This is a genomic window from Aurantimicrobium sp. MWH-Uga1 (assembly GCF_003325955.1).
GTDB lineage: Bacteria > Actinomycetota > Actinomycetes > Actinomycetales > Microbacteriaceae > Aurantimicrobium.
Genome location: NZ_CP030929.1, coordinates 1,352,710 through 1,378,783 on the forward strand (window position 1 = coordinate 1,352,710; position 26,074 = coordinate 1,378,783).

The window sequence follows — 26,074 nt, forward strand, 5'->3', positions numbered from 1 at the left end:
GGTCGTAAAGACCAGTCTTCCCTATGTGGAGAGTTTGAGAGCCTGAGCTGAAGCTGCAAAAGACTTCTTCGCGGTCGCAGGGTTGTCAGACAAACGTGTTCCGTAACTGGGAATCATTTTCTTGATTTCTGGCTCCCACCCAGCAAACTCCGCGGGGAAGCAGCGCTTGAGTACGTCCAACATGACAGGCACGGACACAGAAGCACCTGGCGAGGCACCCAACAGGCCAGCAATGGTGCCGTCCGCAGAGGCAATGACCTCCGTACCAAACTGAAGCACACCCACCTTCTTGGGGTCAGACTTCATAACTTGAACGCGCTGACCGGCAGTGATGAGCTCCCAGTCTTCGTGCTGTGCTTCAGGGAAGAATTCACGCAACGCATCGAGCTTCTTTTGCGGGCTCGCCATTAATTCGCCGATGAGGTATTTCAACAAGTCAAGGTTGGTCGCTCCGACGGCCAACATGGGGAAAATGTTGTTTAGGCGAATTGAACCAGGAAGATCGAACCAGGAACCCTCTTTGAGGAACTTGGGTGTAAATCCTGCGAACGGTCCAAACAACAGTGACTTTTCGCCATCAACAACACGGGTGTCTAAGTGAGGAACGGACATTGGAGGCGCACCAACAGATGCCTTGCCATAGACCTTGGCTTGGTGGCGAGCTACGAGGGCGGGATTGGTGGTGCGCAGGAACTGTCCGGAGATAGGGAATCCACCGAAGCCCTTGGCTTCTTTGATTCCCGCGCTTTGGAGCAGTGACAAAGCGCCACCACCGGCACCCACAAAGACAAACTTGGCCGTAATGGAATGCGGGGTGTTGCCGACCATGTCACGCAAGCTCAAGCGCCAGTGCCCGTTGTGAAGCTTCTTTACGGATGTCACCTGAGTTCCTGTGCGCAGTTTTGCACCGTTGTCGGTGATGTACGTGAAAAGCTGCTTGGTAAGTGAACCGTAGTCAACGTCAGTACCAGACGTAATTCGAGTTGCGGCAATCGGTTCGTCACCGGTGCGGCCATCCATGAGAAGTGGTGTCCACTGGGCAATGACTTCTGGATCTTCCGAATACTCCATGCCGGCAAACAGCGGCTGATCTTTGAGCACCGCATAGCGCTTGCGCAAATATTCAACGTTTGCTTCTCCCCAGACGAACGTCATGTGAGGGGTTGAGTTAATGAAGGTGGTGGGCGCATCAAGCATCTTGGAAGCGACCATGTATGCCCAGAACTGGAGTGATACCTGGAATTGCTCATTAATCGCAACTGCCTTAGAAGGCTCGACAGAACCATCAGGAGCCTCAGGCATATAGTTCAATTCACATAAGCCTGCGTGACCGGTTCCCGCGTTGTTCCAAGGGTTTGAACTTTCCTGAGCTACTTCGCCCAGACGCTCATAAACTTGGATGCTCCAGTCAGGTTGCAGCTGTTTAATGAGTGCGCCCAGGGTGGCGCTCATAATTCCGCCACCAATCAGGGCGACGTCAACTGTCTTTGCATTCACATCCGCAAGTTTACGTGGCAAAGCCACTGAGCAGTGCCCTCGGTGCTTCCATCTACCGGGAGGAACACTGAAGGCCACCAGAAGCTCTCCTGGTGGCCTTCGTGAAATGGTGAAGAGAATTAGGCGCGATCTGCAGCAATCAACTCAGCAATCTGCACTGCGTTGAGGGCAGCACCCTTACGCAAGTTGTCATTACTGACAAACATTGCCAGGCCGCGACCGCCATCTACTGTCTCATCTGCACGGATTCGACCAACGAAAGAAGGATCAGCTCCGGCAGCTTGAAGTGGTGTGGGTACTTCTTCGAGCTGGACGCCGGGAGCGTCTGCGAGCAATTCGCGAGCGCGCTCTGGCGAAATTGCCTTACCAAATTCTGCATTGATGGACAAAGAGTGACCAGTGAACACGGGAACACGAACACACAAGCCGGAAACTAACAGTTCAGGAAGCTCCAGAATCTTGCGGCTTTCGTTGCGCAACTTCTTTTCTTCATCGGTTTCGTTGAGGCCGTCTTCCACGATGGCGCCGGCAAGTGGAACAACGTCAAAGGCAATCGTCTTGACATATTTCACAGGTGCGGGGAAAGAAATAGCTGAACCATCGTGAACCAAGTCTTCAATGTTTCCCTGATCAACGGCTGCACGAACTTGGCCAGCAAGTTCTTCGGCACCTGCCAGTCCAGAACCAGACACAGCCTGGAAGGTGGTCACGTTCATTCGCTCAAGACCTGCTTCAGCATCGAGAACTTTAAGCACAGGCATGGCGGCCATGGTGGTGCAGTTGGGGTTCGCAATGATGCCTTTGACTGCCTGCTTGATGGCGTGAGGATTGACCTCGGACACAACCAGAGGAACTTCTGGATCCATGCGCCATGCAGAAGAGTTGTCCACCACAGTGACACCGGCGGCTGCAAAACGTGGAGCTTGCGCCTTGGAGGCTGTTGCTCCCGCAGAGAACAGGGCAACATCAATACCAGTTGGGTCAGCGGTTTCTACGTCCTCAACGACAACATCATGGCCTGCGTAGGGAAGCACGCTTCCGGCAGAACGAGCAGAAGCAAAGAAACGAATCGACTTGACTGGGAAGTTACGTTCCTCGAGCAAACGACGCATGACCTTACCGACCTGGCCAGTTGCACCGACCACGGCAACATTGAGCCCCTCGGGGGCGATGACGGTCATCGGCCGGTTCCTGCATGAACGACGGCCTCAACAGCGGAGTCAAGTCCGAAAGCAGTGTGAACCTTACGTAAAGCCTCGTTGAGCTGGTCCGCACGCATGATGACCGAGATGCGAATCTCAGAGGTAGAGATCATGTCGATGTTCACCCCTGCTTCAAACAGAGCGGTGAACAGCTGAGCAGAAACACCCGAGCTAGTGCGCATACCCGCACCCACCACGGAGAGCTTGCCGATGTTCTCATCCAGTGCAAGATCGGTGAAACCGATCTGTGACTGAGCAAACTTTAGAGCAGCAAGAGCTGAGTCAGCTTCTGCCTTGGGGAGGGTGAATGAAATATCGGTCTGTCCAGTTCCTGCAGGCGATACGTTCTGCACAATCATGTCGATGTTCACATCTGCCTCAGCAACGATGGTGAAAATTTGTGCTGCTTTACCTGGGACGTCTGGAACACCGGCAACGGTGATCTTGGCCTCGCTCAGGTCACCGGCAACACCGGTGATGATGGGCTCTTCCACTGTTTCTCCCTCCGTGGGGTTGTACACGATTGTTCCCTCGTCGGGGACGAAGGAGGAGCGCACGTGCAATGTCACACCATGACGGCGTGCATATTCCGTTGCGCGAATATTGAGAACTTTGGCACCGTTTGCTGCCAACTCCAGCATTTCTTCGGTTGAAATGCGGTGAATTTTAGATGCGTGAGGAACAACACGTGGGTCAGCAGTAAAGACACCATCCACGTCGGTGTAGATCTCACACACATCTGCGTTGAGGGCTGCCGCAAGAGCAACAGCTGAAGTATCAGATCCGCCACGACCGAGTGTGGTGATGTCACCGGTGGAACGGTTGAAGCCTTGGAAACCAGCAACAATGGCAATGTCGCCATCGGCAACGGCATCACGCAGACGGTCAGGAGTGACTTCAACAATGCGAGCAGTTCCGTGCTGGGCATCGGTAATCATTCCGGCCTGAGATCCCGTGAAGGATTTTGCATCGTGCCCGAGAGAGCGCACAGCCATGGCGACTAGAGCCATTGAAATACGCTCACCAGCGGTGAGCAGCATGTCAAGCTCACGTGGCGCGTGGTCGTGTGAGACCTCGTTAGCAAGGTCCATCAGTTCATCGGTAGTGTCTCCCATTGCAGAAACGACAACAACGACATCATTTCCCGCTTCGCGAGTATCGACGATGCGCTTGGCGACGCGCTTGATGCTTTCAGCATCAGCAACGGACGATCCGCCATATTTCTGCACAATCAAGCTCACGGTTTGAAACTCCTGAAAGAAGATGCTCACGGCTTCGTTTCACGCGAGCTGGAAACTCTATTCTACGGGGAGTTTCAGGGCGCTTTTGACGCTCAGGAGACGGTGCGACGGCCTTCAAAGGCGCGGCCGAGGGTCACTTCGTCGGCATATTCCAAATCGCCACCAACAGGAAGACCGGAAGCTAGACGCGAGACCTTAATTTCTAGAGTCTTCAACAAACGAGAAAGATACGTCGCGGTTGCTTCGCCTTCGAGATTGGGGTCGGTGGCGATGATGACCTCAGTGACTGTGCCATCCGCTAGACGCGTCATGAGTTGGCGAATACGAAGGTCATCCGGCCCAATGCCATCAATGGGGCTAATTGCTCCGCCCAGTACGTGGTAGAGCCCGCGGAATTCTCGGGTGCGCTCAATAGCAACGACGTCTTTGGCTTCTTCCACGACACAGATGAACGTCGGGTCACGCCTGGGGTCACGGCAGATAGCGCAGGTCACTTCTTCAGATACGTTTCCGCAAATCTCACAGAACTTAACTTTTTCCCGAACTTCCAACAACACTGCTGACAGGCGGGTCACATCGAAAGATTCTGTTTGCAGAATATGAAACGCGATGCGCTGAGCTGACTTGGGTCCTACACCGGGAAGTCGGCCCAATTCATCAATGAGCTCCTGAACTATGCCGTCATACATGCCTAGTCCTCAGCAGAAATAACGGGAGTGGGGGCAGTGACCTCTTCAGAAATAAACTTGGCATCCAAGATTTCCCGAACTACTGCTTCACCATAACGGCGGTCTTGAAGCTCTGCTTCCTCGGCGCTGAGTTGAGAACCAGTGTCAGCCACGTCAGGCTCGGATGTGGCCTTCGAATCTGAAGATGATTCATCATCGAGAACTGCTGGAGTTCCTGACGGGATTGCAACAACATCCCAGCCATCATCGGCTTGCACATCTACTGGAGGTTCTTCTGCAAGATCAGCTGGTGGTTCCTCCGGAAGAGGAGGCTCCTCTTCTGCGGGAGCTGGGGTTGCAAACTCTCGCGGTGCGTTGTGAGCGGATCTCCCAGCATCTGTTGTTGTGCTGACTTTGTCGATAGGTGCGGTCGCACTGGAGTCACTGGAAACTTTGAAGCTCACGCGAACACCAACGGTATCCAGGATTGCTTGACGCAAAATTTCGTGGACACCGCCGGGAACACCCTTTTGTGGGCGGAAAGACGCAGCATCTGCTTCGTTACTAAATACGAGCGTGAGTACTTCATCTTCAAGAGAGCGAACTTGCGCTGCAACAACGACGAGCCAGGCTGCACGGGACGTCGCCTGGATTTTGTCCAATACAGCAGGCCATGCTTCAAGAAGTTCACGTGTTCCCACCGGCCCTGCAGGAACCACCTTGGATTCTTCCTTCATTGGCTCAGTGGCAGGTGCAGGCTTTTCAGCCTTTGGTGTTGGTGCAGAAGCAACTGCAGTTGCAGGTGCTGGAGCTGGGGCTTCCTTTTTCTGTGCAGCAGGCGCAACAGCCGGTGCGGATGCAACTGGAGCCACAACCGGACCAGAACCACTACCGGTTGCACGAACAAGCAGACGGGCAATCATCAATTCAAGATGGAGACGCGGTGAAGTTGCACCGGTCATCTCAGTTAGTGAGGAGTTGACCACATCTGCGGCACGAGAAAGATCCGCGGCACCAAAATTCTGAGCCTGTGCCTGCATATGCTCGAGTTCATCTGAAGGAATACCGCGCAGTACCGCGTTTGCGTTTGCTCCGGTTGCGGCAACAAGAATGAGATCACGCAGTCGTTCCAGAAGATCTTCCACAAAACGACGAGGATCTTGACCTGTCTGAATCACTCGATCGACGGCAGCAAATGCTCCTGCGGAATCTCCAGCGGCGAGCGCATCAACGGCTTCATCAAGCAGTGCGGCGTGGGTATATCCCAGGAGGGAAACAGCACGCTCGTAGGTGACGGCATCATTTTCAGAACCGGCAATGAGTTGATCGAGCAAGGAGAGAGTGTCGCGGGCAGAGCCACCGCCCGCACGAACAACCAATGCCAGCACCCCTGGTTCAACCGAGATATTTTCTGAGGCGCATAAGCTCTCGCAGTATTCCAACATTTGAGCTGGAGGAATCAAGCGGAAGGGGTAGTGATGGGTGCGCGAACGAATCGTGCCGATAACCTTTTCAGGTTCCGTAGTAGCGAAAATGAACTTCACATGCTCGGGTGGTTCTTCGACGAGCTTGAGCAAGGCGTTGAAGCCCTGCGGGGTGACCATGTGTGCTTCATCGAGAATGAAGATTTTGTAGCGGTCACGCGCAGGAGCAAAGACCGCACGCTCACGTAAGTCGCGTGCATCATCAACGCCGTTGTGGCTGGCAGCGTCAATTTCGACCACATCGAGAGATCCGCCACCCTCACGAGAAAGCTCGACACAACTGGGGCAGACGCCACAGGGAGTATCAGTTGGTCCTTCGGCACAGTTCAAGCATCGAGCGAGAATTCGAGCAGAGGTTGTCTTACCGCAACCACGAGGACCGCTGAAAAGGTAAGCGTGGTTGACCCGATTTGTTCTCAGAGCCGTCATCAACGGTTCGGTGACATGGGATTGCCCAATTACGTCAGCGAAGGATTCAGGCCGATAACGGCGATACAGTGCGGTAGCCACAGTTCAATAGTACGCGTCAGAGCCGACATCCAGACCACTACGTCAACGCTGTGAGCGCAATAAAAAGGACCCCCCGCGCACCCGCCAGAGCCCGGTTACCCTTGCTACGTTTCCGTCCTGGGGGAGTTGGCCTGGATGGCGCCACGCGAGGAGCCATTCAACATTCTAAAGCACTGAACTGTATGGCACACCCTCGGTTCGTCAGCACCAGTGTTGAGCAGTTAGAATGTTCAAGTTGTCCTCTTGCGTAAGCAGGCGGGCCATCAGGAGGATTCGCCTAGTGGCCTATGGCGCACGCTTGGAAAGCGTGTTGGGTTAACGCCCTCGGGGGTTCGAATCCCCCATTCTCCGCCACCAAAAATGACCGCCCTACGTGGCGGTCATTTTCTTTGTTACGTCCCCCATTTGTTGTGATGAACGAGAGCCCCCGCCTCCAGTAGTGTGTGGCCATGGTTAATTCCCTCTTTGTGAATCTCCCCATCGCAAACCTCAAGAAATCTGTTGAGTTCTTTACTGCACTGGGTTTCACCTTCAACCCCCAATTCACGGATGATCAATCAACCTGCATGATTGTCAACGACAACATCTTCATCATGCTGCTCGAACACGCAAAGTTTGAAAGCTTCATTGAGAAGAAGATCGCCCCCAGAGACACCGCTGAAGCTATTTTTGGACTGTCGTGTGACTCTGCTGACAAAGTACGCGAGCTCTGCGAGAAGGCATTTGCCCAAGGTGCACGTCAGCTGAATGATCCTGAAGATATCGGCTTCATGTTCAGCTGGGGTTTTGAAGATCTCGATGGCCACCTGTGGGATGTGTTCTGGATGAATCCAGAACACATTATTTCCTAAACACATTTCGCAAGAAGGAACTCCTATGCCAACTCCCATTGATTTCACCACCGTTTCAACTCACGGCGTGGAATCTTCCCCGCACTCTGAGGCGCTGGCGGGACTTCGCGCCAATGAAGCTCGCTATTTCAAGAACAAGTACGACATCGTTTTCGAAACCACTCCAGCCAGTGAGGCACCTCAGCTCGTGGATTACGTAGCTAAGGTGTTACTCGAAAGAGACATTGTTGTATCGTCTAAACCGCTGGAAGTCACCCAAATGATGGTTGACACTGCGGATGGCCTCGTGAGATGGACCTATGTTTTTTATGAAAGCGGGCTTGCCATCAACGTTCTCTACACCGTCAACGACAACAAAAAACGTGCTGTCGGCTTCAAGCTCTCTGACGGCATGGACGTTCCAGAGGAACTAAGCAGTTTCAAGTTCGCACGGATGAAGTCCAAGCTTGCCGGAACGATTCGTGGCAGTTACTTCGTTGTAAAAGGTGAGTACTAGTCACCCACTTACCAAGGTGATGGGCGCTCGTGATCTCTCGTGGCATCGTGCGGGTAGCTGGTGAGCTCACCTGCACCAGCACGAATGCAAATCCACCGCAATTGACCATCGCTTTCAGGTAGTGCTCGCCAGGTTCGCCACACGTCCTGTCCCACGCGAACGACAGAACCGGCAGTGACATCAACAATGTCCTCATCAAGACCCATCTGCCCTGAGCCTTCAAGAAAGATGTAGAGCTCTTCGATCTCGGAATGGGTATGCCAGTATCCGGCTTCTTCACCGGGTTCATAGGCATTAGCCGTCATACCAATAAATTGGTTTGTCATTTCATGATCGACGACCCTCCGACCCTGACGTGTCGTCTGGGGCACGAAGCCGCCAAGGTGGTCGCGCCATGTTTCCGGCGCACCTATGTTCGTGATTTCGTAACCGCTCATGCTGTCACGCTAGCAACCGCCCGCGATCAAGGGAAGGACTAATTCGCCACCAAGAAAAGCATGTATTGCCCTCCACCAGAAGTGATCTGGGTACTCACTGAGAAATCGGGCGCATATCGCGAGAGACGATCTAGTAACCACTCAGATGCTTGTTCAGCATCCTCCTGGCTCGGGCAGCGAGCTATCACTTCACGTCCACCCTTACGTTGCAAACGGTCAACGGTTGCCACAATCGGAGATGGGTCAACGACTAACAGTTCAGGACCCCAGGGCACAACGGGAGCTTTTTTGCCCTTCATCGTGTTGCAATCGCGATGAGCCAAACGTTCAACAGTGACAACGTTCTTCTTCGACTTGGCCACTGAGTAGCTATCAACACTAGGGCCCCGGTCCGAGTTCACTGAGGCGTCAGGGTCTACAGGGGTGTCACACAACCAGCAGATCCAGTTGTCGCGTTCTCCTACTTCGTTCAAATCGCTCATGACATCAGGCTACGCGAAAGCCTTCTCTTCCAGGAAAACAGCAGTTTGCGGTTATAGACTCTCTCAATCCCTCCAGTAAGAACAGCAGTGCAATAAATGAGCGAATACCCTATTGATCACCTCAGCGATGAAGAATCCTGGGACGTCATACAGACCAACCACATTGGTCGGATTGCCAGTGCACGCGAGGGTGCCCCTGACATTTATCCCGTGGCATACGTCACCCACAACTGGAAGATCTACTTCCGCACCGGTGCCGAATCACGACTGCGCAAAGAAACGGACGGTCGGCTCGTAGCTTTTGAAGCTGCACACCAAATGATGCGCCACTTTTCCAGCACGGTTGCACTTGGCCTTGTGAGAACGTTGACCAGTGCCGAGGCAGCTCAGGTTCTCGACGAACTTCCCATCGTGGAATTCGCACCCAATAGTGAATATGTCTGGATGGAGTTCACACCCAACGAGGTACGTGGCAGACGACTCAACGTCCTAGACCCGCACAGATAAACCTGACTTAGAACACCATATACATCGCAAGAATCAACAAGATTCCGGCGAGAACAATGCTGGGTATAGCACCTTTGTTGTCTTTGAACCGCAGGTGATACACCGCGGCACCAATCATGAGTATGGCCAAACACAGTGCCGCAATCAGAGGAATCAGCAAGCCAAGTCCAACGATTCCGGGTAAGACCAGGCCCAGACCACCTGCGAGTTCTGCAAAACCAATGAGGCGAACTGTTCGCTTGCTGAATGTGTTCACCCACGGCATCTGGCCAGCTAGTTCAGGAATAGGACGGAAAGCTTTTTTCGTTCCCACAAAAACAAAAAGAACCGCAACAGCCAAGTTCAAAATCGACAGCACAATAGCCATAAATACTCCTCAGTAACGCAGGAACTTTATCGCTCCCCCACACACAGAATATCTTGTGCCACAACAGGTCAGAATCAGCCGACAACAGTTGGGATACTCTCCGTTCAGTATTGCGGGTGAGCTAGATTGGTGCCATGCGCCTTCATGTTGCTGAACACCCACTCATCACACACAAGCTCACCGTTCTTCGTGACAAGAACACTCCTTCTTCAGTGTTCCGTTCACTGGCAACAGAACTTGTAACCCTGCTGGCATATGAAGCAACCCGTGATGTACGTGTAGAGAAGGTAGATATAGAAACCCCCGTGACAACAACTACGGGAGTCATGTTAAGCCAACCTCGACCTTTGGTCGTGCCCATTTTGCGCGCAGGTTTAGGAATGCTTGACGGCATGGTGACCTTGCTTCCCTCGGCTGAAGTTGGGTTCCTTGGAATGGTTCGTGACGAAGAAACCCTTCAGCCCAGTACATATGCGGAGCGTTTACCAGAAAATCTCTCAGGCAGACAGTGCTATGTTCTCGACCCCATGCTTGCTACCGGAGGATCGCTCATCGCAGCGATAGATTTCCTCTTTGCGCGAGGGGCCACAGACGTGACTTGTGTGTGCCTACTTGGTGCACCTGAAGGTGTTGCCGCTGTTGAAGCAGCTACAGCGGGTAAGAACGTCACCCTTGTTTTGGGTGCACTCGACGAGCGCCTCAATGAGCACGGGTATATCGTTCCCGGTCTTGGGGATGCCGGTGACCGTCTCTACGGAACGGTCTAAGCCGCCCTTAAATCAGGCTCTTTGTGTGCCACACCGTCTTTACTTCAGTAAAGGTTGTGATTCGATTCAGCGACAATCCAGGTACTCCTTCAACTGGGGAACTGGTTCTCATCAGCGTTTCAGCTGCAGCAATCTGAAGTGATGCCCAATCCAAAGATCCCGCCCCGGCAAGATCAAGTGCATTGATATCTGCGTGGGAGGCCATCCAGGGAGCCAGCTCTGCTGGGCTTCCGGTGATCACATTCACCACACCACCAGGAACATCACTGGTGGCCATGACTTCAGCGAAGCTAATGGCCGTCAATGGCGCATCCTCGCGAGGAACAACGACGACAGTGTTTCCAGAAACCAGGATGGGGGCAATGGTGGCAACGAGCCCCAGTAAAGAACCTGAGGTCTGTGGCGCAATAGCGCCCACAACTCCGGTGGGTTCGGGAACAGAGAGATTGAAGTAGGGACCAGAGACAGGGTTGGCCTGTCCGGCAACCTGGGTGTACTTATCCGCCCAACCGGCATACCAAATCCAGGTGTCGATGGCGGCATCTACTTGTGCTGTGGCTTCCTTTGCAGAGGAGCCTTCCACCAACATGATCTCTTCAATGAACTGTGCTTTGCGGCCCTCGAGGACTTCCGCGATGCGGTAGAGCACTTGTCCGCGGTTATATGCGGTCGCACCACTCCAGCCTGGCTGCGCGGCTCGAGCGGCAACAACAGCATCACGCAGGTCCTTGCGTGAACCTTGAGCGGCGTTGGCGACAAACTCTCCGGAAGGGGAGTTCACTTCGTAAACGCGTCCTGATTCACTGCGGGGGAACTTTCCGCCAATGAAGAGCTTGTAGGTTTTGGGGACAGCGAGACGGTTCATGCTGCACCACCTTCCAGATAAGCAGCCAATCCGGAAAGGCCGCCTTCGCGTCCGTAGCCGGACTCTTTGTAGCCTCCGAAGGGACTTGCTGGATCGAACTTGTTGAAAGTATTGGCCCAGATCACGCCAGCTCGGAGCTTGTCCGCAACGGCCAAGACGCGGCTGCCTTTCTCGCTCCAGATTCCGGCAGAAAGTCCATAAGGAGTGTTGTTTGCCTTTGTAATTGCTTCAGCAGGTGTACGGAAAGTAAGCACCGACAAGACGGGTCCAAAGATTTCTTCACGAGCAATGGTGTTACTGGGAGAGACACCCGTAAACACGGTTGGTGCAAACCAGAAACCCTGAGAGGGAATCTCACACGCCGCACTCCAACGCTCTCCACCCTCGCTTTCACCCTGGGCAGCCAGAGCAGTTATTCGGTCCAACTGTTCGCGAGAGTTAATTGCACCGATGTCGGTGTTTTTATCTAGGGGGTCGCCCAGGCGCAGAGTGGACAGACGAGCCTTAAGGCGGTCCATCACTTCGTCATGGATGTTCTCTTGCACAAGCAATCGACTTCCTGCACAGCACACGTGGCCTTGGTTGAAGAAGATGCCACTGACAATTCCTTCAACGGCTTGATCGAGGGCGGCATCGTCGAAGACAATGTTGGCGCCCTTGCCACCCAGCTCGAGCGTGAGCTTTGTGCTGCTGCCGGCGACTGCGCGAGCAATCTCACGTCCCACAGCGGTTGAACCGGTAAAGGCGATCTTGTTGATATCTGCGTGGTTGACCAGTGACTTACCTGTGTCACCTGCACCGGTGATGATGTTGACGACACCAGCTGGAAGATCTGCCTGCTGGCAGATCTCAGCGAAGAGCATTGCCGTTAGTGGAGTGGTTTCTGCAGGCTTGAGTACGACAGTGTTTCCTGCGGCGAGTGCGGGAGCGATCTTCCAGGCGAGCATGAGGAGTGGGAAGTTCCAGGGGATGACCTGTGCGGCTACACCAAGAGACTTGGGGTTTGCTCCCAGGCCGGCGAAATCGAGCTTGTCAGCCCAACCTGCGTAGTAAAAGAACCAAGCAGCTACGAGAGGGATGTCCACATCGCGGGTTTCCTTGATGGGCTTGCCGTTGTCGAGAGTCTCAGCAACCGCGAGTTCACGTGAGCGCTCTTGAATCAGGCGTGCAATGCGGAACAGGTACTTTCCACGATCAGCGCCAGACATCTGTGACCACACCGTGTCATAGGCGGCGCGTGCTGCTCGAACAGCTACGTCAACGTCTGCCTCATTGGCACTGCTGAAGGTTGCAATGGGGGCCTCAGTTGCTGGGGAGATACTGATGAAGTTCTCACCTCTGCCGGCGACAAATTCTCCATTGATAAAGAGGCCGTAATGCTCGTTGAGGTTCAGAATCCCGGTGGATTCTGGTGCTGGTGCGTAGTCCATGAATGACATGTGATTCCCTAATCGAGAGTGACGTAATCGGCACTCGAGTAGTGACCCGAGGCAAGTTTTTGGCGTTGCAGGAGAACATCGTTAAGCAGGCTTGAAGCGCCAAAACGGAAGAGGTGTGGCACTAGCCACTCCTCCCCAACAGTCTCTGCCACGACGACAAGATACTTAATGGCATCCTTGGTGGTTTTGATACCACCGGCAGGCTTCACGCCGATGCGTTGGCCCGTTGCGACATACCAGTCACGCACTGCTTCCAGCATGAGCAAAGTGACCGGCAAGGTTGCTGCGGGAGTTACTTTGCCCGTTGAGGTTTTGATGAAGTCTCCTCCAGCGAGCATGGCGAGCCAAGAAGCTTTGCGTACGTTGTCATAGGTGACAAGTTCGCCGGTTTCGAGAATCACCTTGAGGTGAGCGTGTGATCCATCGGCACGACGGCATGCTTCTTTCACCGCAACAATCTGTTGGAAGACAGTCCACCAGTCTCCAGCCAAGAAAGCTCCACGGTCAATAACCATGTCAATCTCGTCAGCGCCAGCGGCAACTGCCTCCTGGGTATCGGCGATCTTGATAGCAAGTGAGGATCTGCCACTAGGGAAGGCGGTAGCTACAGCCGCAACGGAAACTTTGCCCTGGTCGGGGTCACCATGCATATCCCCCAATGCCGCAACAGCAGTGCCAACCATATCTCCGTATACGCACACTGCGGCAACTCTCGGCGTGGTGAGGTCCCCAGCATCAGGCACGAGTGCCTTGGCAACGAGAGTGCGAACTTTGCCTGGAGTGTCAGCACCCTCCAGAGTAGTGAGGTCAATCAACTTGATAATGGTGTCGATTGCCCACGCTTTAGATGACGTCTTGATACTGCGAGTGCCCAAATCGGCTGCTCTGGCTTCGAGGCCAACAGCGTCAACACCGGGCAGAGCTCGAAGAAAGTCCGCGAGTGATTCTGCGGTGAGATCTGATACTGCTGGGATAGAACGCATCTCTCCACACTACTGGGAGAAACCCCAGTTCGAGCCTGATGTTTACTCATATCTGGTGGCTAGGATGAGTCAATGGATTCAACGCTGAAAAACCCAGAAGAACTTCTCAACCCTCTCTCCAACCCTGACGTGGACCCGTTTGAGGTGGCCCGCGAAGCGGCTGCTCAAATTGCGGAGAAAACAGGCGTATCTCAGCACGACATTGGCCTGACCTTGGGTTCTGGCTGGGGCAAAGCGGCAGAGCTGATGGGCGAGACCACTGCCACAATTGATGCCGCCGAAATCACTGGTTTCAGCGCTTCTGCCGTCGTGGGTCACTCTGGAACCTTACGCAGCATCTTGCTTCCTAGCGGAAAGCGTGCATTGGTTATCGGTGCCCGCACCCACTACTACGAGGGCCACGGCGTGCGCCGCGTGGCCCACAGCGTGCGAACCGCGGCTGCGTGTGGCGCCACCACCATGGTGCTGACAAATGGCGCAGGCGGAATCAAACCAACCTGGAATCCAGGAACCCCGGTACTCATTAGCGACCACATAAATTTGACCGCAGACTCACCTCTCGAGGGTGCGACCTTTGTTGACCTTACTGATCTGTATTCATCTAGACTGCGCGAGCTTGCTCGCACTATAGACAGCAGTCTCGATGACGGTGTCTATGTCCAATTCCGTGGACCACACTACGAAACTCCTGCCGAAGTGCAGATGGCTAAAATTCTCGGGGGCCACATCGTGGGTATGTCCACCGCGTTAGAGGCGATTGCCGCACGTCAAGCAGGAATGGAAGTTCTGGGACTTTCCTTGATTACAAACTTGGCTGCTGGCATTTCTGAGAACCCTCTTTCACACAAAGAGGTCCTGGAAGCTGGCGCCGCTGCAGAAGCTCGCATTAGCGAACTTCTTGCTCGCATCGTAGACAAGCTCTAGAAAATCCAACCATGACAACATTGCATGAGTATCACTCCGAGGTTCTGGCTTGGATCGATCAAGATCCGGATCTCGAAACTGTGGCAGAACTTCGCGCGCTTCTCGAAGCGTCTCAAGCCGGTGACGAACATGCACAGGCAGAGATTACTGACCGCTTCTCCACTCGATTAAGCTTTGGCACCGCAGGTCTCCGTGGTGCCATCGCTGCAGGTCCCAATCGGATGAACCGGGTAGTTGTGATTCAAGCAGCTGCCGGATTGGCACGCTATCTGCTTGCTCATGCCCAGGCAGGAAAGACTCCTAGCGTAGTCATTGGGTTTGACGGCCGAAAGAACTCTGAAGTGTTTGCTCGCGACACTGCTGAAATAATGTCGGGCTTAGGTGTTGAGGCATTGTTGATGCCCAGAATGCTACCGACTCCAATTCTCGCTTTTAGTGTCCGTGAGCTCAATGCCAGTGCTGGCGTCATGGTTACTGCGAGCCACAACCCTGCAGCAGACAATGGCTACAAGGTTTATCTCGGCGGAAATGATCAGGGCTCACAGATTGTCTCCCCCGCTGACGCTCTCATTGCTGAACAGATTGACTTCGTTGCCACACAAATGAACGTGGGCGAGCTTGCACGTGGAACATACAGCATCATTGCTGAATCGGTTATTGAGAACTACATCAGCCAGACCGCTTTGGTCGCGGGTAACACAGCACTTGCGCCTTCAATTCAACCCCACTTTATTTACACTGCCATGCACGGAGTGGGGTATGAAACCTTCGCAGCTGTGATGTCACGAGCTGGTTTTGTAGTACCAGAAGTCGTTGCTGAACAAAACATTCCAGATGCCACGTTCCCCACCGTGGAGTTCCCCAATCCTGAGGAACCTGGCGCACTCGACTTGGCCTATGGCCTTGCGAGAAGGACGAAGGCGGAATTAATTGTGGCCAACGATCCAGATGCGGACCGTTTAGCAGTGGCCATCCCAGATGAGACTGCGGCTGCAGGCTATCGTCGCCTCACCGGCAATGAGCTGGGTGCTGTGCTGGGTTGGCGAACAGCACGAGAGCTCACCCGCACGAACAAGTCTGGAACCTTGGCGTGCTCTATCGTGTCCAGTCCCGCACTCTCCGCTGTCGCTAAACACTATGACCTGGACTTCCGATGGACCCTCACCGGTTTCAAGTGGGTCTCGCGAGTTGAGAACTTGGCTTACGGATATGAAGAAGCCCTGGGCTATCTCGTTAACCCAGGCACTATTCGAGACAAGGATGGAATCTCTGCTGCTGTTGCGCTGCTCAGCCTCGTGAACGAACTGAAATCCAACGGGTCAACCTTGAGAGACCACCTCGAAGAGTTCAGTATGACCTTTGGCCATTTTGCGAGCGAACAGATTTCATTGCGCGTATCTGACCTCTCAGAGATTCCTCGCTTGATGACGAATCTGCGCTCCTCACAGCCCGACTTTGTTGGCGGGAGTGCAGTGTTGACCTTCGATGATCTTCTCGAAGGGAACTCTGACTTCCCACCCAGTGATGTGCTCAGGTTCTGGTTAGAAGATGGTTCTCGAATTATGGTTCGTCCCAGTGGAACAGAACCTAAGCTCAAGATCTATATCGACGTGGTATCTCGGGAGGGCGACTTAGCTCACCGAACAAGCGACGCAGCGAAGAGGCTCTCTACCCTTGCTGAAGGGATGAAAGAACTTCTCGGGCTTTAAAGTTCTATTCGGCAGTGATGCGCTCAGCGATGAGTGAGGTGCGCGGCACAAAAGTGTTTGCATCGCCGATGGAATATGCGCCTTCAACTGCTTCTAAAGCACGTTCAAAACGAGCGGCATCGTTGGCATACAAAGTGAATAGCGGTTCACCCTTGCGAACCATATCACCGGGCTTGGCGTGAAGATCAATGCCTGCAGCATGGATAACCGCGTCCTCAGCACGAGCTCGGCCAGCGCCAAGGCGCCAGGCAGCAATGCCGAAGGGAAGAGCTTCTTGGCGAACCAACATGCCATCACTTTCAGCATGTACCACATGTGATTCAGATGCGGAAGGCAGTTCTGCGTCTGGATCCCCGCCCTGAGCAGCTATCGTGGCACGCCACGAATCCATTGCTTTGCCATTGCGGAGATTCTCCGCGACGTCTACATCGTGTAAACCTGCCATGTTGAGCATTTCGGTGGCGAGTGCAACAGTCAGCTCAATGACATCGGCGGGGCCGCCACCTGCCAGCACCTCAACCGATTCACGCACTTCGTTGGCGTTACCGATAGTCAGACCCAGCGGGATGTTCATATCGGTGAGCAACGCTGTGGTGTTCACTCCAGCATCCGCGCCGAGGGCAACCATGGTGCGGGCCAGCTCACGTGAACGCTCAATGTCTTTGAGGAATGCGCCTGAACCAAACTTCACATCCAGCACGAGGCTGTCAGTTCCTTCAGCAATTTTCTTGCTCATGATGCTGGAGGCAATGAGAGGAATAGCTTCCACCGTTGCGGTGATATCACGCAAGGCATAGAGCTTGCCGTCAGCAGGAGCCAGACCAGAACCCGCAGCACAGATCACCCCGTTAAGCTCAGCTAGTTGGTTAAACATCTCCTGGTTAGAGAGATGTGCTCTCCAACCAGGAATGGATTCCAATTTGTCTAGGGTGCCACCGGTGTGACCCAGCCCGCGGCCGGAAAGCTGAGGCACTGCCACTCCAAAAGAGGCAACAAGAGGCATCAGTGGCAGGGTGATCTTGTCTCCGACACCACCAGTGGAGTGCTTATCCGCCGTGGGACGCTTCAGCGCAGAAAAGTCCATCCGTTCGCCCGAGGCAATCATGGCCATCGTCATGTCTTTGATTTCTCGACGGTTCATCCCATTGAGGAAAATGGCCATGGTCATGGCAGACATTTGCTCTTGAGCGATGAAACCTCTGGTGTAGGCATCGATCATCCACTGAATCTGTTCAGTACTGAGCTCACCCTTGTCTCGTTTGATGGAGATTAATTGAACAGCATCAAAGGGTTCGATAGTGGGCGTGCTCATCATTAATCCTTGGTTTGAGACGTAAATGCATCAAGTTGCCGCGGACCAAAAGCGTCGGGCAATACTTCTTCGATGGTTTTCAACCCAGATACTGTCTCCAGAACCATTCCTTCTTGGGAGTGTTCAAACAGAAGTTGTCGGCATCGGCCACACGGCATAAGAATTTCCCCATTGCCATCGACACAGGTGAACGCAACAAGCTTCCCTCCACCGGATGCGTGTAACTGAGAGACCAGACCACATTCTGCGCACAGAGTGAGGCCGTATGACGCATTTTCTACATTGCATCCAGAAATAACTCGACCATCGTCTACTAGAGCTGCTGCCCCCACTGGGAACCTGGAGTAGGGAACATAGGCATTCTTCATGGCTGCTTGTGCAGCATGACGTAAGACATCCCAATTGATGTCTTCATGTGACGAACCCATATTGTTCCTAGCTCTTTACGTAGGGTTTTCCCGCTGCTGCAGGTCCTCGGACGCGGCCGACAAAGCCGGCAACAGCGAAGATGGTAACGACATAAGGCAACATGAGCATGAACTCACTTGGCACCGGTGAGCCAATAATCGACAGTACGTTTTGGAGGTTGCTGGCAAAACCAAACAACAGGGCAGCCAACGTTGCGCGAATGGGGTCCCATCGGCCAAAAATGACTGCTGCTAAAGCAATGAATCCCGCTCCGGCTGTCATTTCTTTTTGGAATGCTCCCACTGAACCGAGTGTGAAGTATGCTCCACCGATACCAGCAATGGCGCCAGCAAGGGCAACATTCCAGAACCGTGTGGCTGCCACATTAATTCCTACGGTGTCAGCAGCCATGGGGTGCTCGCCCACCGAACGCAGGCGCAGACCCCACTTGGTTTTAAACAGGGCATAGGCAACCACAGCAACAATCACATACATCAAATAGACAATGACGGTTTGCCTAAACAGCACCGGTCCAATTATGGGAATTTGGCTCAGTACAGGAATATCTATGCGGTCAAATCGCGGAGGAGAGTTCAATGCAGGAGTATTCGCGCTCAACACTTGCGAATAGAGAAAGCTTGTTAAGCCCAAGACCAAGACGTTTAAGACAACTCCTACGATGACCTGATCTACCAAATACTTCACAGAGAATGTCGCCAACACAAAGGAGACGAGCATTCCAGCAACCATGGCCGAAGCTAGACCGAGGTAAGGGGATCCTGTCAGGGTAGCGACCATCGCAGAGACAAATGCTCCGGCAAGTAGCTGCCCCTCAATTGCGATGTTGATGACGCCAACACGTTCAGAAATAATTCCGCCGAGAGCACCAAAGATCAGAGGAATACTCAGACCAAGCGTTCCTAAGAGCAAACCAGGAATGAGAATTGAGCCATCTGCACCCGCCCAGGTGAGGAACCCAACCATAAAGAAAAAGCCGAATGCGCTGATCATCCACACAGGGGATGATTTCCCCGTTCGAGAAAGTAGGAAACTCACCACTGTGAAAGCAAATAGCACAGCAGTAACGACAATTCCTGTCCCTAAGGCAGGCAAATCTATGGCAGGAAGTTGAATGAAATCTGACTCTGTAGACAGTCTGAAATTGGTGCTTGCACCTGTATTGAGAACAATGAAAATGAGGAAAGAAACTGCAGTGAACGCTGCAAAAGCTATGGGTGCTTTCCAGCTTCGCAACACTACGGTGTTTGCAGATTCATTCTTGAGGGTAAGGGCCTGGCTCATTGCGCCACCACCTTCACTCGTGGCCGACGCAACGATACGGGCTGAGGTTCGCCCGGAGGAACAGGCAACCTAAACAACGCACGAATGAGAGGCGGTGCAGCAATAAATAGGACAATCAGAGACTGAACAACCAGAACGATATCGATTGGAATACCTTCAGCGGCTTGCATGGCAAATCCACCAGCTTTGAATGCCCCGAAAAGGATTCCTGCAAAGAACACGCCCCATGGCTTAGCTCTGCCCAACAGAGCTACAGTGATGGCGTCAAAACCGATACCGGCATCGATACCAGAACTGAAGCCAGAGGGAACAACACCCAATACTTGTATTACTCCCGCAACGGCAATAAGTCCGCCGGAGAAGAGCATTGCGTAGATGTACATCCGATCGACGCGAATACCTGCAACTCGAGCTGCATTAGGGTTCTCACCAACTGCGCGGAATTGAAATCCCAGACTTGATCGCGACAGAAGCCACCAGACAAAAACTGTGAGCAAGACAACGAGGATAAATCCTGAGTTGAGGTTATAGCTTGGTCCAAGCAACTTTGGGAGCACCGCTGTTTCAAGAATGGGTGCTGTTTTGGGGTTGTTTGAACCGGGAGCTTGCAAAAAACCTTGAGTTCTCAACATCCATGAAACTAAATAAAAGGCAATGTAGTTGAGCATGATGGTCACAATGACTTCATGTGCGCCCGTACGAGCTTTGAGTACACCAACAATTCCAGCCCACAATGCACCACCAACAATTCCGGCAACAATCGCAACGATGAGGTGGATAACCGGAGGTAACTGCCACGTAAATCCCACGTAGCCTGCACAGGCAGCGGCAATCAACATCTGACCTCGTCCACCAATGTTGAACAAACCAACCCGAAACGCGAGGGCAACACCTAGTCCAGCAACGATGAGAGGTGTTGCGAAGGTGAGCGTCTCGGTGAGCGGTTTGATACCAGTGGCAAAAGCTGGCCGTCGGAAGTTATACACCGAACCTTGGAATAGGGAGGAGTAAGCGCCAAAAACAGAGTCCCAAATTGCTTGGAATGTGGAGAGTGGTCGAGCAAAGAAATAGGTGGTCGCTTTGTGAACCTGGGGGTCAGTAACAGCAATAAGTATTGCTCCCACAAGCAACGCACTAATGACAGAGAGGATTGATATCACTACACTGCCACCGAGCATTTCTTTCAACGCGATATTCCAGCGGGATGGGGGTGCAATCTCACCCTGCGGTGTGAGACCGGCTTCGGTCGTTTTCTTGCTCATGCAGCAACTCCTGAAGGTACTTCGCCGGCCATCATCAAACCAAGGACTGCACGCGGAGTATCGGATGGAACGATTCCGACAACACGCCCTTTGTACATCACCGCAATCCTGTCTGCGAGCGCAACAACTTCATCCAATTCACTGGACACGACCAGCACAGGAATGCCGTTATCGCGAGTCTCAACAATGCGTTTGTGAACAAATTCGATGGAGCCCACATCAATTCCGCGTGTTGGTTGCGCTGCAACGAAAAGGTTCAAATCACGACTGAGCTCTCGAGCAAGAACTATCTTCTGTTGGTTTCCTCCAGACAATTGAGATGCCTTCGAGGTGATGCCTTGAGAGCGAACATCAAATTCAGCAGAGGTCCTGGTGGCAAATTCGGCGAGTGTTTTGAGTTGCAAAGCACCTGCTCGAACAAATGGTGCGCCGTGAGCTCGGTCCAGCATGAGATTCTCAGCAATCGTAAAACTTCCGACAAGACCATCTTCTGTTCTGTCTTCGGGAACAAATCCAACACCGGCATCGAGTATGTGGCGCACTGACTTACCCAGAAGTTGCTCCCCATTGAGGGTGATGGAACCTGTGGTGTGGTGAGCAAGACCGAGGATTGCTTCGGTCAATTCTGTCTGACCGTTTCCTTGGACTCCTGCGATACAGACAATTTCACCTGCCCTGATCGTGAAACTCACATTGTCAACGACGGCAATGCCACTGGGGTCTAATACGGTCAATGATTCAACGACAAGGGCGTCTGAACCAAGTTGGGCTTTTTTCTTCTCCACTGTGAGTTGAACAGCACGGCCAACCATCATTTCTGCCAGTTCAGTATTTGTGGCCGTTGGTGAAGCTTCACCAACGACCTTACCTAAGCGAATCACGGTGATTTCGTCGGCAACTTCTCGAACTTCACGTAACTTGTGGGTAATGAAGATGATTGCTGTTCCCGCATCACGAAGTTGTTTCATGATGGCCATCAACTCGTCTGTTTCCTGCGGGGTAAGTACCGCGGTGGGCTCATCAAAAATCAAGACCTGTGCATCACGCGATAGGGCCTTGATGATTTCTACACGCTGTTGAACGCCAACAGGTAAATCTCCTACCAGGGCGTCGGGGTCAATATCGAAACCGAATCGGGCACTTACATCAAGCACTAGCTTCCGCGCAGCCTCAATATCCAGTCGTCCACCACGCTTGGTTTCCTCGTGACCGAGCATCACATTCTCGGCAACAGTGAAGACCGGGATAAGCATGAAATGCTGGTGGACCATTCCAATACCCGCTGCCATTGCATCACCGGGACCAGAAAAGTGCTGTACGACATCGTCCAGCAAGATCTCTCCCTCGTCTGCTTGATAGAGCCCAAACAGAACGTTCATCAGGGTGGATTTACCAGCGCCATTTTCTCCAACTAATGCATGAATTTTGCCAGGCAATGCCACAAGGTTGATGTGGTCGTTGGCAGTCAGCTGGCCAAAACGCTTAGTGATATTGCGCAGTTCGAGCTTCATTGATCTCACAACTTCGTGGGCGGAAAGTGAACAATTTGAGTCTAATCACTGCTAGGTAATGACCTAGCAAGGAAAAGTTTGGGGAGGCAACCGCCGAAGCGGGGCCTCCCCAAACTAGTGCTGTATTACTTTGGCGAAGAAGGAGAAACTACCTTGATCGAACCATCGTTAATGCCCTTGGTGATGGCATCCAGCTGGCTCTGCAGGTCAGGATTTACCTTCGATGCGTAGTCGTGGAATGGTGCAAGACCAACACCGCCGTTAGCAAGTGTTCCCACGAATGGGGTGTTGTCGAACTTGCCGTCTGCTGCTGCGAGAGTAACGTCAGCAACACCAACACCAACCTGCTTGAGAACAGAGGTCAAGAACATGCTCTTGATTTCTGGGGCAGTGAGGTAAGCGTCGGAGTCAACACCGATCAGTGGGATGTCCTTGCCGGAGTCCTTGATTGCTTCAGCTGCGCTGAGGAAGATAGGACCACCAACGGGGAAGATGACGTCAGCGTTCTGGTCAATCAGACCCTGTGCTGCGGTCTTTGCCTCAACGCCAGCTGCAAATCCACCGGTAAAGGAACCGGTCTGAGATGCAACGTCCCAACCAACAACCTTGACGTTAGCGCCGTTTTCCTGGTTGTAGTAAGCAACACCATCAGCAAAACCATCCATGAAGATAGTTACTGGTGGGATCTGCATTCCACCGAAGGTACCTACGACACCAGTGGTGCTGTAGCTAGCTGCGGTGTATCCAGCGAGGAATGCTGCCTGTGCAGTGTCGAAAACGATGGGCTTTACGTTGTCAGCAACAATGCTGCTGTCGTCAACAATGGCGAAGTTCACATCAGGATTTGCTGCTGCTGCTTCCTTGGTTGCGTCAGCAAGCAAGAATCCAACAGTGGTGATCAGGGTACAACCCTGGTCAACCAAGCTCTGAATGTTAGGTGCGAAATCGGTTTCTGCAGCGGATTCAACGGTGATGGGGGTTACACCCAATTCATCTGACGCAGCAGTGAGGCCTTCGTAACCAGACTGGTTGAACGACTTGTCGTCAAAACCACCTGAGTCAGAAACCATGCAAGGTACTGCGAGGCTGCCGCCGTCGGCAGCGTCGTCTGCTGGTGCGCTTGCACATCCAGCCAAAAGGGCAACTACACCCAGCGCTGCTGCGCTGCTGATGGCTACCTTACGAGAAAAAATTCCCAATGTGTCCTCCAAATACGAGTCCACATACAGGCCGTATGAGGTAGAGACCACGTTACTCGAAACAGCGAATTTCGCCACTCATCGGGTTCTTCTTAGCGGATAAGTTACACAATAGAAATAAAGATCTACGGAATCAGTCGTTTTGAGCCTAACGAACGACGATTTCCTTCGGTTTACTTCTTACCCTTTTCGAGAGCGGCAGCTGTGAGATCCCCCATAAGAACTGCAGCTCCACCCTCCACGATGCCTTGAGCTGCATACTGCTCAAGGCGTTCGCGTGAGTCTGCAATGTCGAGGTTACGCATGGTGAGTTGGCCAATGCGATCCTCCGGACCAAATGCAGCATCTTCAACACGTTCCATCGAGAGCTTGTCGGGGTGGTAACTGAGGGCAGGGCCGGTGGTGTTAAGGATGGTGTAGTCATCTCCGCGGCGCAGGCGCAGCGTCACTTCACCGGTGACTGCAGAGCCAACCCAGCGAACAATGGACTCACGCAGCATGAGTGCTTGTGGGTCAAACCAGCGACCTTCATACATCAGGCGACCAAGGCGGCGACCTTCAGCAGCATAGTTAGCCAGAGTGTCTTCGTTGTGGATGGCATTGAGCAGTCGTTCGTAAACGATGTGTAGTAGCGCCATTCCTGGAGCTTCATAAATACCTCGGCTCTTTGCTTCGATGATGCGGTTCTCAACCTGGTCAGAAATACCCAGACCGTGGCGACCACCAATAGCGTTTGCTTCGAGCACGAGAGCGACAGGGTCGTCAAAACGCTTGCCGTTGATTGAGACGGGGCGGCCTGCTTCGAAGGCAACCGTAACTTCTTCAGTCTTGACCTCTACGTCATCACGCCAGGCAGCAACTCCCATGATGGGCTCGACAAGGTCGAGACCTTGGTCAAGGTGTTCCAACAGCTTCGCTTCGTGTGAAGCACCCCAAATGTTGGCATCGGTGGAGTACGCCTTTTCTTTGGATGCGCGGTAAGGAAGATCGCGAGCTAGAAGCCACTCGCTCATCTCGTGGCGACCACCGAGCTCATTGACGAAGTCTGCATCAAGCCAGGGCTTGTAGATACGAAGTGACGGGTTAGCCATCAGCCCATAGCGGTAGAAACGCTCAATGTCATTGCCCTTGTAAGTAGACCCGTCACCCCAGATGTCCACGCCATCTTCGTGCATTGCACGCACCAGCATGGTTCCGGTAACTGCACGACCCAAAGGGGTGGTGTTAAAGTACGTCTTTCCAGCAGTACGAATGTGGAATGCACCACACTGCAATGCGACGAGACCTTCCTCTACAAGAGGCCCACGGCAGTCAATCAGGCGAGCAATCTCCGCGCCGTATTCGAGTGCGCGGCCGGGAACACTGTCGATGTCGGGTTCGTCATACTGGCCAAGGTTGGCGGTATAGGTGCATGGGATAGCTCCCTTTTCGCGCATCCACGCTACAGCGACAGAGGTGTCTAGACCTCCAGAGAAAGCAATACCAACGCGCTCACCAACAGGCAAAGAAGAAAGAACCTTAGACATGCCTCAATTCTAGCTGGGGGTGAACTCTCCCAAGGTTCTCCCCTAACATGAGCTACACCCCCTCTCTTTCAAGGATCACTGATGCTCCCCACTTCGTTACCTGCCCCTCGTTTGATTGAGCCCAACTCGGTACCTTCCCTCCGGTGGGGAATCATTGGGCCTGGTGGAATTGCGGCAACCTTTGCTGACTCGGTTCACAAACACACTGCACAACGCGTTGTCGCGGTGGCATCTCAAACTCCCGGCAAAGCAGAAGCCTTCGCCACACCACGAGGCATTCCCTACGCACTGACCTCGTATCAGGAACTTGTCTCTCACCCAGAGGTGGATGTGGTTTACGTTGCCACCACACACGAATTCCATAAGGAGCATGCACTCCTTGCTATTGCGGCAGGTAAGCATGTCTTAGTTGAAAAGCCACTGGCCACCAACCCCACCGATGCACAAGAGATCCAGGATGCTGCCTTCAGTGCCGGGGTCCTCGCTATGGAAGCGATGTGGACCAGATACATTCCTCAATCCGACGTGATGCGTCAACTTCTCAGCGACGGAGTCCTCGGAGAAATTCAATTCGTGCTCTCCGACTTTGGTCAAGATCTCCGCCATGTTCCACGTTTGATGGATCCTCTTTCTGGTGGTGGATTGTTGGATTTGGGTATCTACAACTTCGCGTTCTCTTCTTTTGTATTGGGAGAGGCATCTGAGGTTGCAACAGTTGGTTCTCTCACTTCAACTGGCGTGGACCAAACGACAACAACTTTGTTGACCTATGCCTCTGGTGCTCAGGCCGTGGCAACGGTGACCATGGCCGCATTCACACCTACCGCAGCATCCATTTCAGGAACAAAAGGACGGCTCAATATCCACGAGCCTTTCTTCACTCCAAGCGGCTTGACCCTTTTTGCTTCAGAGTTCAACCCAAACCCAGTTGCCTCCTGGCGAGATGAGACTGGAGTTCCTGCACATGAAGGGTTGAGTTATCAGGCAACCGCGCTGGCGTCCTTCGTTGATCAAGGGTTGAATGACTCTCCCCTGCGTCCGCTACATGAAGCAGTCAGCGATATCGGTCTGATTCTCCAGGCCCGCCATCAGATTGGCGCATTCCTGACAGGAGAGAAGTAACCT

At 53.2% G+C, this 26,074-nt stretch carries 25 protein-coding genes, 1 tRNA gene and 1 other RNA gene; 8 read left to right on the plus strand and 19 right to left on the minus strand.

Annotated elements, in window-relative coordinates; all coding sequences use genetic code 11:
• Positions 1–21: 21 nt before the first annotated feature.
• From AURUGA1_RS06670 to ffs, 6 genes are all read right to left on the minus strand, one after another.
• Positions 22–1,524, minus strand: a complete 1,503-nt coding sequence (locus AURUGA1_RS06670) for a malate:quinone oxidoreductase (RefSeq protein WP_256372953.1) — start codon at positions 1,522–1,524, stop codon at positions 22–24.
• A 92-nt stretch (positions 1,525–1,616) separates the two neighbouring features.
• On the minus strand, positions 1,617–2,678 hold the full coding sequence (locus tag AURUGA1_RS06675; protein WP_114129430.1) for an aspartate-semialdehyde dehydrogenase: 1,062 nt from the start codon (positions 2,676–2,678) through the stop codon (positions 1,617–1,619).
• Positions 2,675–3,940, minus strand: a complete 1,266-nt coding sequence (locus AURUGA1_RS06680) for an aspartate kinase (protein ID WP_114129750.1) — start codon at positions 3,938–3,940, stop codon at positions 2,675–2,677. The genes AURUGA1_RS06675 and AURUGA1_RS06680 overlap by 4 nt, the downstream gene beginning before the upstream one ends.
• Before the next feature lie 92 nt (positions 3,941–4,032).
• Complete coding sequence (gene recR, locus AURUGA1_RS06685) at positions 4,033–4,629, minus strand: recombination mediator RecR (protein ID WP_096380052.1); 597 nt, start codon at positions 4,627–4,629, stop codon at positions 4,033–4,035.
• Positions 4,630–4,631: 2 nt separating this feature from the next.
• Positions 4,632–6,602 carry a DNA polymerase III subunit gamma and tau gene (locus AURUGA1_RS06690; RefSeq protein ID WP_114129431.1) on the minus strand — a complete coding sequence of 657 codons (1,971 nt, stop codon included), beginning with the start codon at positions 6,600–6,602 and terminating at the stop codon, positions 4,632–4,634.
• Positions 6,603–6,663: 61 nt separating this feature from the next.
• Positions 6,664–6,760, minus strand: an RNA gene (gene ffs / locus AURUGA1_RS06695) — signal recognition particle sRNA small type.
• A 108-nt stretch (positions 6,761–6,868) separates the two neighbouring features.
• Here ffs and AURUGA1_RS06700 point away from each other — a divergent pair.
• The 3 genes from AURUGA1_RS06700 (at position 6,869) to AURUGA1_RS06710 (ending at position 7,949) form a co-directional block, all read left to right on the plus strand.
• A tRNA-Ser gene (locus tag AURUGA1_RS06700) sits at positions 6,869–6,956 on the plus strand.
• Positions 6,957–7,051: 95 nt separating this feature from the next.
• Complete coding sequence (locus AURUGA1_RS06705) at positions 7,052–7,453, plus strand: VOC family protein (protein WP_114129432.1); 402 nt, start codon at positions 7,052–7,054, stop codon at positions 7,451–7,453.
• 25 nt (positions 7,454–7,478) lie between these two features.
• The gene (locus tag AURUGA1_RS06710) at positions 7,479–7,949 is read left to right on the plus strand and encodes a phage tail protein (RefSeq protein ID WP_114129433.1); all 471 of its coding nucleotides are present in this window, start codon (positions 7,479–7,481) and stop codon (positions 7,947–7,949) included.
• Between the two features lie 8 nt (positions 7,950–7,957).
• Here the strand turns inward: AURUGA1_RS06710 and AURUGA1_RS06715 are convergent, their stop codons facing one another.
• Both AURUGA1_RS06715 and AURUGA1_RS06720 read right to left on the minus strand, forming a co-directional pair.
• On the minus strand, positions 7,958–8,386 hold the full coding sequence (locus AURUGA1_RS06715) for a cupin domain-containing protein (protein ID WP_114129434.1): 429 nt from the start codon (positions 8,384–8,386) through the stop codon (positions 7,958–7,960).
• A 38-nt stretch (positions 8,387–8,424) separates the two neighbouring features.
• Entirely contained in the window at positions 8,425–8,868 is a 444-nt protein-coding gene (locus AURUGA1_RS06720) for a hypothetical protein (RefSeq protein WP_114129435.1), read from the minus strand.
• Between the two features lie 96 nt (positions 8,869–8,964).
• Between AURUGA1_RS06720 and AURUGA1_RS06725 the strand changes: the two genes are divergently transcribed.
• Positions 8,965–9,375: a pyridoxamine 5'-phosphate oxidase family protein gene (locus AURUGA1_RS06725; protein WP_114129436.1), complete on the plus strand. Its 411-nt coding sequence runs from the start codon at positions 8,965–8,967 to the stop codon at positions 9,373–9,375.
• Between the two features lie 7 nt (positions 9,376–9,382).
• Here the strand turns inward: AURUGA1_RS06725 and AURUGA1_RS06730 are convergent, their stop codons facing one another.
• Entirely contained in the window at positions 9,383–9,742 is a 360-nt protein-coding gene (locus tag AURUGA1_RS06730; RefSeq protein WP_114129437.1) for a DoxX family protein, read from the minus strand.
• A 134-nt stretch (positions 9,743–9,876) separates the two neighbouring features.
• Here AURUGA1_RS06730 and upp point away from each other — a divergent pair, with 134 nt between their 5' ends.
• Positions 9,877–10,509 carry a uracil phosphoribosyltransferase gene (gene upp, locus AURUGA1_RS06735; RefSeq protein WP_114129438.1) on the plus strand — a complete coding sequence of 211 codons (633 nt, stop codon included), beginning with the start codon at positions 9,877–9,879 and terminating at the stop codon, positions 10,507–10,509.
• A gap of 7 nt (positions 10,510–10,516) precedes the next feature.
• Here upp and AURUGA1_RS06740 read toward each other — a convergent pair whose 3' ends face one another.
• Genes AURUGA1_RS06740 through deoC form a run of 3 tightly spaced genes read right to left on the minus strand, consistent with a single transcriptional unit; the run spans position 10,517 to position 13,796 of the window.
• Entirely contained in the window at positions 10,517–11,374 is an 858-nt protein-coding gene (locus AURUGA1_RS06740; protein ID WP_114129439.1) for an aldehyde dehydrogenase family protein, read from the minus strand.
• Positions 11,371–12,813, minus strand: a complete 1,443-nt coding sequence (locus tag AURUGA1_RS06745; protein ID WP_114129440.1) for an aldehyde dehydrogenase family protein — start codon at positions 12,811–12,813, stop codon at positions 11,371–11,373. Before AURUGA1_RS06745 ends, AURUGA1_RS06740 begins: the two co-directional genes overlap by 4 nt.
• Before the next feature lie 8 nt (positions 12,814–12,821).
• Positions 12,822–13,796, minus strand: coding sequence for a deoxyribose-phosphate aldolase (gene deoC, locus AURUGA1_RS06750; protein WP_114129441.1), 975 nt, complete (start codon positions 13,794–13,796; stop codon positions 12,822–12,824).
• A 72-nt stretch (positions 13,797–13,868) separates the two neighbouring features.
• Between deoC and AURUGA1_RS06755 the strand changes: the two genes are divergently transcribed.
• Together AURUGA1_RS06755 and AURUGA1_RS06760 are read left to right on the plus strand one after the other, a co-directional pair.
• Positions 13,869–14,720, plus strand: a complete 852-nt coding sequence (locus AURUGA1_RS06755; RefSeq protein ID WP_114129442.1) for a purine-nucleoside phosphorylase — start codon at positions 13,869–13,871, stop codon at positions 14,718–14,720.
• A gap of 11 nt (positions 14,721–14,731) precedes the next feature.
• Positions 14,732–16,429 (plus strand): phospho-sugar mutase, encoded by a 1,698-nt coding sequence (locus AURUGA1_RS06760; protein WP_114129443.1) that lies wholly within the window; start codon positions 14,732–14,734, stop codon positions 16,427–16,429.
• A 4-nt stretch (positions 16,430–16,433) separates the two neighbouring features.
• Here the strand turns inward: AURUGA1_RS06760 and AURUGA1_RS06765 are convergent, their stop codons facing one another.
• The 7 genes from AURUGA1_RS06765 to argG all read right to left on the minus strand — a co-directional run bounded on the left by AURUGA1_RS06765 (position 16,434) and on the right by argG (position 24,949).
• Positions 16,434–17,741 (minus strand): thymidine phosphorylase, encoded by a 1,308-nt coding sequence (locus AURUGA1_RS06765; protein WP_205214640.1) that lies wholly within the window; start codon positions 17,739–17,741, stop codon positions 16,434–16,436.
• Between the two features lie 2 nt (positions 17,742–17,743).
• Complete coding sequence (locus tag AURUGA1_RS06770; RefSeq protein WP_114129445.1) at positions 17,744–18,169, minus strand: cytidine deaminase; 426 nt, start codon at positions 18,167–18,169, stop codon at positions 17,744–17,746.
• A 7-nt stretch (positions 18,170–18,176) separates the two neighbouring features.
• Positions 18,177–19,451, minus strand: coding sequence for an ABC transporter permease (locus AURUGA1_RS06775; RefSeq protein ID WP_114129446.1), 1,275 nt, complete (start codon positions 19,449–19,451; stop codon positions 18,177–18,179).
• Positions 19,448–20,713: an ABC transporter permease gene (locus tag AURUGA1_RS06780; RefSeq protein WP_205214641.1), complete on the minus strand. Its 1,266-nt coding sequence runs from the start codon at positions 20,711–20,713 to the stop codon at positions 19,448–19,450. The genes AURUGA1_RS06775 and AURUGA1_RS06780 overlap by 4 nt, the downstream gene beginning before the upstream one ends.
• Entirely contained in the window at positions 20,710–22,224 is a 1,515-nt protein-coding gene (locus tag AURUGA1_RS06785; RefSeq protein ID WP_114129447.1) for an ABC transporter ATP-binding protein, read from the minus strand. The genes AURUGA1_RS06780 and AURUGA1_RS06785 overlap by 4 nt, the downstream gene beginning before the upstream one ends.
• Positions 22,225–22,349: 125 nt before the next feature.
• A complete protein-coding gene (locus tag AURUGA1_RS06790; protein WP_205214682.1) occupies positions 22,350–23,423 on the minus strand; it encodes a BMP family protein in 1,074 nt (357 codons plus the stop codon).
• Between the two features lie 173 nt (positions 23,424–23,596).
• Entirely contained in the window at positions 23,597–24,949 is a 1,353-nt protein-coding gene (argG, locus tag AURUGA1_RS06795; RefSeq protein ID WP_114129448.1) for an argininosuccinate synthase, read from the minus strand.
• Positions 24,950–25,030: 81 nt separating this feature from the next.
• Here argG and AURUGA1_RS06800 point away from each other — a divergent pair, with 81 nt between their 5' ends.
• A complete protein-coding gene (locus AURUGA1_RS06800; RefSeq protein ID WP_114129449.1) occupies positions 25,031–26,071 on the plus strand; it encodes a Gfo/Idh/MocA family protein in 1,041 nt (346 codons plus the stop codon).
• Positions 26,072–26,074: the final 3 nt, after the last annotated feature.